The 8,417-nt window shown below is 45.9% G+C and carries 8 protein-coding genes and 4 pseudogenes; 2 read left to right on the forward strand and 10 right to left on the reverse strand.

What is annotated here, in order from left to right:
* Positions 1-124: 124 nt before the first annotated feature.
* Positions 125-976: pseudogene (locus DRI82_RS23265) on the forward strand (IS3 family transposase); the annotation flags it as partial.
* A gap of 207 nt (positions 977-1,183) precedes the next feature.
* Here the strand turns inward: DRI82_RS23265 and DRI82_RS23270 are convergent.
* From DRI82_RS23270 to DRI82_RS23305, 10 genes and pseudogenes are all read right to left on the reverse strand, one after another.
* Positions 1,184-1,708, reverse strand: a complete 525-nt coding sequence (locus DRI82_RS23270) for an RloB domain-containing protein (protein WP_114196265.1) — start codon at positions 1,706-1,708, stop codon at positions 1,184-1,186.
* 11 nt (positions 1,709-1,719) lie between these two features.
* Entirely contained in the window at positions 1,720-2,943 is a 1,224-nt protein-coding gene (locus DRI82_RS23275; protein WP_114196266.1) for an AAA family ATPase, read from the reverse strand.
* Between the two features lie 94 nt (positions 2,944-3,037).
* Positions 3,038-4,861 (reverse strand): replication endonuclease, encoded by a 1,824-nt coding sequence (locus DRI82_RS23280; protein ID WP_245956920.1) that lies wholly within the window; start codon positions 4,859-4,861, stop codon positions 3,038-3,040.
* A pseudogene (locus DRI82_RS24105) lies at positions 4,830-4,970 on the reverse strand (TraR/DksA C4-type zinc finger protein); the annotation flags it as partial. The pseudogene DRI82_RS24105 and the gene DRI82_RS23280, both read right to left, overlap by 32 nt.
* 2 nt (positions 4,971-4,972) lie before the next feature.
* On the reverse strand, positions 4,973-5,272 hold the full coding sequence (locus DRI82_RS23285; protein ID WP_114196267.1) for a DUF5405 family protein: 300 nt from the start codon (positions 5,270-5,272) through the stop codon (positions 4,973-4,975).
* Entirely contained in the window at positions 5,269-5,523 is a 255-nt protein-coding gene (locus DRI82_RS23290) for a DUF2732 family protein (RefSeq protein ID WP_114196268.1), read from the reverse strand. Before DRI82_RS23290 ends, DRI82_RS23285 begins: the two co-directional genes overlap by 4 nt.
* Before the next feature lie 68 nt (positions 5,524-5,591).
* Positions 5,592-6,087: pseudogene (locus DRI82_RS23295) on the reverse strand (replication protein B); the annotation flags it as partial.
* Positions 6,084-6,254, reverse strand: coding sequence for a hypothetical protein (locus DRI82_RS24110; RefSeq protein WP_170138752.1), 171 nt, complete (start codon positions 6,252-6,254; stop codon positions 6,084-6,086). The pseudogene DRI82_RS23295 and the gene DRI82_RS24110, both read right to left, overlap by 4 nt.
* 12 nt (positions 6,255-6,266) lie before the next feature.
* A pseudogene (locus tag DRI82_RS23300) lies at positions 6,267-6,602 on the reverse strand (phage regulatory CII family protein); the annotation flags it as partial.
* Between the two features lie 50 nt (positions 6,603-6,652).
* Positions 6,653-7,693, reverse strand: a complete 1,041-nt coding sequence (locus tag DRI82_RS23305) for an IS481 family transposase (protein WP_114196270.1) — start codon at positions 7,691-7,693, stop codon at positions 6,653-6,655.
* Positions 7,694-7,914: 221 nt separating this feature from the next.
* On the opposite strand from DRI82_RS23305, the gene DRI82_RS23315 reads away from it, so the two are divergent.
* Positions 7,915-8,259 carry an immunity 8 family protein gene (locus DRI82_RS23315; protein ID WP_114196271.1) on the forward strand — a complete coding sequence of 115 codons (345 nt, stop codon included), beginning with the start codon at positions 7,915-7,917 and terminating at the stop codon, positions 8,257-8,259.
* The last annotated feature ends 158 nt before the right edge of the window (positions 8,260-8,417 follow it).

The following is an 8,417-nucleotide window of genomic DNA, read 5'->3' on the forward strand; positions in this document are numbered from 1 at the left end:
ACCGATATCAACACCCATTCGGCTCAGGGACTGTGCTTTTGTTCGTGACATAACACACCTCCAATATAAGGGCTGACAGCAAGTGCAATTTTAGCAAGTTGAGTGGGGGCGAACCATTCCATTAGCTTTAAAACCAGCGATTAAGCGGGAGCTCGTCAGTTACCTGGTAACACAGTTTACGATGAGCATCCGCCAGGCGTGCAGGACATTATCGCTGAGCAGGACGGTGTATTTTTATCAGCCTGACACCCGGCGTGATGAACCGGTGATCCAGGCGCTGACCGGGGCGGCTGAACGCTATCCGCGATACGGTTTTAAAAAGCTTTTTCAGGTACTTCGCAGGCAGGACAACACCTGGAATCATAAACGTGTGCACCGGATTTACTGCCTGCTGAAACTGAATTTTCGCCGTAAGGGAAAGCAACGTCTGCCGGTTCGCAATCCGGCCCCACTGGCAACGCCGGAAGCACTTAACCAGAGCTGGTCCATCGATTTTATGCACGATGCGCTGATCTGTGGCAGACGTTTTCGAACCTTCAACGTCGTGGATGATTTTAATCGTGAGGCTCTGGCGATAGAAATTGACCTGAATATCCCGGCACAACGCGTCGTCCGGGTACTGGACAGGATAGTGGCAAACCGCGGATATCCGCTGAAGATGCGGATGGATAATGGCCCGGAGCTGATCTCACTGGCTCTGGCGCAATGGGCAGAAGAGCATGGCGTGATGCTTGAGTTTATCAAGCCTGGCAAGCCAACGCAGAACACTTTTATCGAGCGGTTTAACCGGACGTACCGGACGGAAATACTGGATTTTTATCTGTTCAAAACACTGAACGAAGCACGGGAGATCACCGATCGCTGGCTGAATGAATACAACAGCGAGCGACCTCATGAATCCCTGAATAACCTGACACCGGAAGAGTACCGGCAGATGGCTGAAAATCCGGAAGTCTCAAAAAGTGCGTGGAACTAAAATGGGTATGCTTACAATATCCGCCAGCTTATTACATTATTTTAGTCACACAACGCGAGTTCGCCGTTCGCTTACAAAGCAACATAATGTTGTGCATGCTGAATTTACAGAGGCAGGCTAAATATTTACTTTGAAAAGTGAATGCTTTTGAAGTGGTGGGGCAGATAGCGCATCAGTCGAGAAATGCGCCACCTCATTCACCTTGAGTTATATCTTGAAGGATTCCTTCTCTTTCCCTCTTAACACCTCAATAATTAATTGAATCTTTTCAATTGTGGACTTATTTAACACATCAAAAGTAAATAACTCTGCGTAACTATCTCTTTGAGTACATGGTCCAGTTAACAATGGATGCAGTAATTCTTTACAGCCCTTATTGAAATCGACTTTTTTCCGACCTAATATATCCAAAAGAAGTCCCTCCAAACATGGCTCAGAACCAACCAGGTTTATTCCTACTTTTAATGCGTCTTGGATGTATTTTTTTGGCCACTGAAGATCAGTGTCAAGTAAAACAATGACAAAATCGTACCCATCACATTTTTTACATGATATTGCATGTGTAATTATATGCTCTGGCCCTTTTCCTCCAGCAGTCACAATGGAAACTTTAAATGTACCATTCGAGAAAAGAGATTTTAGATGAGAAAGAAAAGCTTTTTCAGCATGCCCCTCCCCAACCAACAGTAAAGTTTTGCTGATAGAACGGCGCACTATTTTTTTCTTTGCCATTTTGTAATCCGTTAAATATTGATGTCTGGCACGCCACCTAATGCGCCGGTAATATATTTAGAATAAAGATTATCTTGGCTCCTCAAGCCTTGTATATCATCCAGACGCCAAGCCTCACTAACACTATTCTTTTTTTCTACTAAATATACATTATGTTTATTTAATGATTTTAGAACCTCTGCAGTATGGCAACTAAAGATGAGTTGCGAAGATAGCTTGTTAATACCATCATTAGCAAACATATCTATCAGTTCTCTAATCATGTGCGGATGTAGATCGCTATCAAGTTCATCTATAACAGCCACACCACCATAATCTAATGCGGAAATTAATTTATAAATGAAGTAATAGCATGCTTGAGTGCCAGTGGATTCCATAAAAAATGGTATCTCGAATTTCTCACCCTCGTGAGTATGAATTCCATATGGCAGAAAATTTTGTTCACTTTCGCCTGTCTTTTTATCAATAATGTCTTCTTCCTTTATTATTATATCATCCAGGCCAAAATCCATTCTCGTCAAGTACTTTTTTGCCTTTTCGAAAAGTTCAGATTCTTCGTTATAATAGTCTGTGGCTTCAAGGACTTTTCTATAGTTAAAGTTGGACTTACCAAAGACATTTAAGTTGTTTTCTATGCTATAAAAAATGTTATGCATAGCATCAGCTATAACATTGTCACCCTTTCGTCTAAAGTAAGAAATGGCAGAAGCATTCTGTGGTACTGTTTTTAACTCACTAAGTATGAAATCCTGACCTACACTTTTTACTTTATACAAACCAGTGGAATCATCGTATTTCCTATAAAAAACAGATGAAAATAACCTGCTGCTTTTATATTTTAACTCTTCATGCAATACCCTTTTTTTATTAAACTTCAATAGGTATTTAAATTCAACGTAATGTGTTTCACCTTCGAGAATTGAACGATCAACAAAGCATACCTCAATCTCTGATGGCTCTTTTTTATTACAAATATGTGAATAAATCGGTAGAGAGTCTGAATTATCCATTGATTTGAATGATTCACTGCAAAACCAACTCAAGAATGCTAAAGGTTTAAGTATATTTGATTTACCAGAGCCATTCGCACCCATCACAGCCAGTACTTTGGTTATGCGAATATCAAGCCAACATTGGTCTAAAGAGGATGCAGAAGAGTTAGCCTTCAAAGTAAGGTCAACTAGTTGCTCATCCTTAAATGAGTAAAAATTTTTGAAACGGTACCATTTAATCATACTTGACCCACTTAGACATTTTTTTGTTTAACTTAGCTTACTATGTCATCTTGATTTGATGTTGTCCATCACAAATCTTTTAAAAATGTAAAAGTCAAATACCTGAGAGTTTTTTTGCTGCTTCTAAAATCAAATTGCATAGGTGCCTGCATCTCGGAAGCGAACTGCAGCCCCTATCCCTATCTGACAGAAGAATTGAATGAGTTTTCCCCCGTAAACGCGTCATAACAGACCGTGTAACGGTCACATCACTCCAGTCAATGGGGGCTTCCGGTGGATGTTCCAGCAATGCCACATCCTCCACAGGCTTACTATCCTGCAGCTCTGTCACCGCATTGCTATCAATCCCCCCAGAGTTATTGACAGGACTCCGAGGCGCGCCAGAGGCGCTTTTTAAAGTCAAAGGCTCAACGTCAACGGCTTTACGGACAATGCGCCATTCTGTTGTACGGGTTTCAAATACATGACCCGCACCAAGATGCGGAACGAAGATACCGACCACCTTCTGCACTTCTTCGTCATAGGCGTTCGGCTCATCGGCCACCTTTCGCGCGACACGTACCGTCTGAACATCACGCGGGACGTTTGCACCACCCTGCCTAGCGATGTACGCCGCAAAGTCACCAGCAGAAACCGCAGCGCGAACCGTTTCGCCCCGCTCATCAAAGGTCTCCGCCAAACTAATCCAGCGAAGACAATCAGCACGGCATTCACGGTAAGCGCACATAGTGGGGACGCCAATAGATTTAAACTGAGGAATGCGCCACGTAGACGCCCAAGAAGTTACAGCGGCAGCCATATCCCGCAACGGCTTGCCGGTATCACGGTCTATTTCGCCGTCAAGCGCATAGCCGTCGATATTCTTGGCAATGTATTTTGCGATATACCCCGCTGCACCACCTTTATTCAGGTGCTTGCAGTCAAAGCGATTCTTTGCGGCTCCGGGTTCATCACCATCTTCTTTCAGCGCATACCGGCGCATGATGTCGATAATCTGCTGACGCTGCTTGCGCTCGCAAAACAGCATCATATGCCAGTGCGGTGTTCCGTCATGGTGCGGCTCAACAACGCGCATACCGTAAACACTCAGGCCACGGTCTTTAAACACGGTGCGGATCTTGCTCCAGATGTTCACTAGATAACGCTGGCCGTCTTTAGGCGAATACGCCTCCAAGTCCCAATTGTGATTAAACTGGACTTTGGCATGGTCTTTTTTGCCAACGACACGCGTCGGGTGATATTTGGAAGGTGTGGTAATGGTAATAAACATGCCGACGTGTTTCTCGCTGGCGGCATATTTCTCTATGCCTGCAATGGTGCTCATCAACTCCATGCGGCGGATCTCCGGGTTCGAGATACTCGCCATCACTTTATCGATCAGGTCGAAGCGCTCACCGGTCGCAACGTTCTCCAGGTCGCATCCTTTCAAATACTCCATATTGGCCAGTCGGCGTGCCTGCACATCCCTGATGGCCTGTTTGCTGGCATACGGGTACTTATTGCGATTAACTTCCCCGGCTGCAATCAGCAACGCCTCACGCCAGCGCGTGCGCTGTGCTTTTAGCTGACGTTCCCACCATTCGGAATTAACCAGCCGTGACAGGCTGGCAAGCGCCGAACCTGCATTCAGCTTGCCCTTACTATATTTACGCCAGTGCATCGGAGTAACATTGAAGGCGCGGGTCATATTGCCAACGCGGCCATAAAAATCAGCCTGTACGCTATCGCTGATTAACCCGGTATTGTCGCCGCCGTTGTCCTCGATAAACTCCTCGCAATAGCGGTCATAATTCTGTATCAACTGACCGGTGATGCGGTCAGCAAGGCGACGCAACTCCTTATCATCCATGCCCGGTAAGTGCACATAGTTGTCCGCCTCGTCAAAAAGCACGGCGAGCGGCAGGGATTGGCTGGTCACACTCCTCGCAAATCGACGCCGATACACCGCCACACATCCGCGCGGCACTAATCTGCATCGCGAAGGTTTCCTGCTGGCGCTGCTGCACCAAATCCATTAAATGCGGCATTGTTATTGCTCCCTCGATTTATTAAGACGACTCAATGCACCACGGCATATTTCAGCTACATGGCCGCTTTCTTTTTTCATTTCATCGATAGTGGTAATAGACTTAAAAAAAACAGAGCGCTTCACGAAGAAATTAACCACATCAGCAATTAGATTTATTTCACTTGAATAATCCGCTCTAGTCACCAAATAGACATCTTTAGTGTCTTTATCTGTTCTTATGTCAGAAAGCACATATTCCCCACGCGAGAACATCGCAATATCCAGTTTGTTATTGATAACGACGTGTCTATGTTTATTCATAACGACGCGCCCGATTTTTGCTCCCCCGCTTGGTTGTCGAACTTTTCAGACTCTTGGCGCAGCAGTTCGATAATCTCAACATCAGAAGGATGGTTGACTGCCGCGTGCGTTGCCAGTTTGTTCAGGTGAGCGGAGAAGCTGACCGCCACATCGGCCTTCGCTTCGTTGCGCGCGTTGTTCAACATCCAGTTGCGTGACTCATTATCAGCCTTATTACGCATTTCTTGGCCGACGGTTTTATACATATGCATTATATAAACCTCAGATAATAGAAAGCTCGACGCAATAAAGCGCCGTTAGAAAGCTTCCCAGTGAATAAATGTAGATATTGCTCAGACTTAACTGCCGTCAATATTATTAGGGCGTACTCGAAAAGGCTAAATAACTCGCGCAGCGCTCTTAATAGTGCCTCGCGCCATGTGCAAGCCTCATCATCCATACGCCAGTGCGGTTGATTAAATTCAGTATCGGTTAATCCGGCATGAAGAAATAACGTGCGGCGCTCGCTAATCGTCAAGCGGCCAATAAAACCGGATTGGCTGATACCGTGTTTACGGTATTTAGCGAAAGCACTGCGCAACTCATCAATAGCGCACACGACGCGCGCGGTCACCGTCGCTCATTTCTTCCAGATTCAGCACAGCATGACGCTGCTTAAGCTGTGCATGAAAACAGATGGTCAGGCGCTCACGCTCCATCATGCGATTATAAAAATCACAGGTATTATGCCAGCGCGGCGCGGCCAAGTGCTTACCAACAATGTCACGCAACCCAGCAGGCTGGTTACGGACGATTTCGGTAGTGATTACTGTCATCTAAACCCCCTACTGAAAACGGATTTGATTGCAGAAAGCCAATGGCCAGCGCGACGGGTGCGGATGATAATTCCCTGACGCCCTTTGCCGTGGGTGATGGTGGTATCGAGTGTGCGGATTGGCTGGTTATTCCAGAGCAGCGGCGCGATAGAGACAGGTTGTTGCATGTAACCCCCTATTCAAATCAGGCCGAACGACGCGCCGATACCGCTCATGGCGTCGACTGCGCTGGACATTGCCGGATTAGCCTGAATACGCGCTTGGAGCGCTAGCGCAGACAGGGAAAGCATTCTTATCCCTGAACTCATGCTATCAATCATGCTGTACTTGCGTGCGGTGGTCAGACGTTCCGGCGAAACTGCGCCGCTGGCCAACTCGCTCAATTCACTCATTGCGCGCATGACGTATGACTGCAGCTTGTCTTTTGCCAGCTCGTTTACAGGCACACACGGCAGGCAATGAATCTGAGCCAGAAAACCATCGACCAAGGTCGAGTCTTCCGTCAGGTGTATTAGCTCAGACCTGATCTGACAGTTACCGGTTATTTATACAGGTATCTGTCAGATTACATCTGGCTTAAATTTTTCTCAGACCAGATGCGCTTTCCATCAAGTAATGTTTCCATTGGCGTCCGGCCACAGCACATTTTCCCCTGATGGGTTCGCTCATTATTATAGTGAGCCAGCCATTCATCAAGATCCGATTGTAATGTGTCGAGATCACCATACAGCTTTTTGCGGAACGTCACCTGATAAAACTCATTCAGTATCGTTTTATGGAACCGCGCGCAGATACCATTTGTCTGCGGCGACATCGCTTTGGTTTTAGTGTGGTCAATATCATTTATTGCCAGATAAAGCTGGTAATCATGCTGCTCCACTTTGCCGCAGTACTCTGTGCCTCTGTCGGTCAGTATTCTCAGCATTGGCAGGCCATGAGACTCGTAAAATGGCAACACGCGATCATTTAGCAGGTCAGCCGCTGTAATCGGCGTTTTGGTGATATACAGCTTGCAGTGAGCGACTTTTGAGTACGTATCAACGAATGTCTGCTGATAAATACGTCCGACGCCTTTCAGGTTACCCACGTAGAACGTGTCCTGAGAGCCCAGATAACCCGGATGAACGGTTTCAATTTCACCACAGACCTCGTCATCACTGGCTTTACGCTCCAGTGCTGCGATCTGGCTGTCAGTCAGTTCGATGCCCTCACGAGCCACTTTTTCTTCCAGTGCTTTAAGGCGCTTTTTGAAATTCTCAAGGTTGTGGCGCAGCCAGACAGAACGGACACCACTTCCTGAGATAAAAACGCCCTGTTTACGCAGCTCATTGCTGGTCCGGTGCTGGCCATGCGCAGGGAACGCAACAGCATAATCAACAACAGCCTGTTCAGTTGCGTCGTCGGTACGATTTTTGAGATTGGGAGCGCGTCTGCTACGGTTAATGAGCGCGTCCACACCGCCCTCATCAGCAAGTTCGCGATAACGGTAAAACGTATCACGCGAGACGCCCATGATTTTACAGGCTTTAGACACATTACTGAGTTCTTCAGCCAGATTGAGCAAACCTGTTTTGTGTTTGATGACGGGATTGGTAGTATGAAGCATGAGAGTTACCTCGTGTTTTGTATAAGGATTCGACACCCATATCAAAACCGGTAACTCTCAACCTTTCAAGGTCATGTGTCAGATCAAGTCGCGACTAATACACCTAAATACAGTTCTTTTGCAACCACTGGAACACAAGCAAACTTTGAAAGTTATGTAATTAATTCGTCTGGTAAATCAGTCAAAGTAGGCAATGGACATCTAAATATTTCGGATTAAAAATGAAAGCGATATTAAAAAATATTGATTGCGTCCACCATGACTTCAACGCTTATTCACCTGAAAAGGATGAAACCGCAATCACGTTAACTTTAACGATAGGTTCTGTAAACTCGGATGGGGGAGATAACTTTGATGTATTTATCTGTACTCCAGAGTGGCTCTGTAAACATCATTGGGTGCCTGAGTTGATGCGTCATACCTTACTGATTCGCAAGTATGATCTTGATGAGATCACCAAAACCATCACGGATTATATTGACCGGTGTGAAGGTAATGACTGGATGGAGATTGCCCAAAAACTCTCCCGCGTCTTTGCCTGGGAATATGAAGATTACCAACCTTGATAAAATCCCGGCCAAGTCGCCGGGATTTTACTTGTGCACAGAAAACCTCCAGCTAGGCTGGAGGTTCCGTAAAGCTTTCAGCTTTGAGCCAGTTATAAAAACCCCTTTTGATTTGTTAAAACAGTTTGCGGTCTGGCAACTGCAAACGTTCAACAAGA

Origin of the sequence: Edaphovirga cremea, assembly GCF_003332275.1 — a bacterium.
Lineage (GTDB): Bacteria > Pseudomonadota > Gammaproteobacteria > Enterobacterales > Enterobacteriaceae > Edaphovirga > Edaphovirga cremea.

Bases quoted from the DNA above. Each gene is read 5' to 3' on its own strand.
- DRI82_RS23270 (WP_114196265.1), bottom strand. From the start codon at position 1,708: ATGGCAAAGAAAAAAATAGTGCGCCGTTCTATCAGCAAAACTTTACTG.
- DRI82_RS23305 (WP_114196270.1), bottom strand. From the start codon at position 7,693: ATGCTTCATACTACCAATCCCGTCATCAAACACAAAACAGGTTTGCTC.
- DRI82_RS23285 (WP_114196267.1), bottom strand. From the start codon at position 5,272: ATGAATAAACATAGACACGTCGTTATCAATAACAAACTGGATATTGCG.
- DRI82_RS24110 (WP_170138752.1), bottom strand. From the start codon at position 6,254: ATGCAACAACCTGTCTCTATCGCGCCGCTGCTCTGGAATAACCAGCCA.
- DRI82_RS23275 (WP_114196266.1), bottom strand. From the start codon at position 2,943: ATGATTAAATGGTACCGTTTCAAAAATTTTTACTCATTTAAGGATGAG.
- DRI82_RS23315 (WP_114196271.1), top strand. From the start codon at position 7,915: ATGAAAGCGATATTAAAAAATATTGATTGCGTCCACCATGACTTCAAC.
- DRI82_RS23290 (WP_114196268.1), bottom strand. From the start codon at position 5,523: ATGCATATGTATAAAACCGTCGGCCAAGAAATGCGTAATAAGGCTGAT.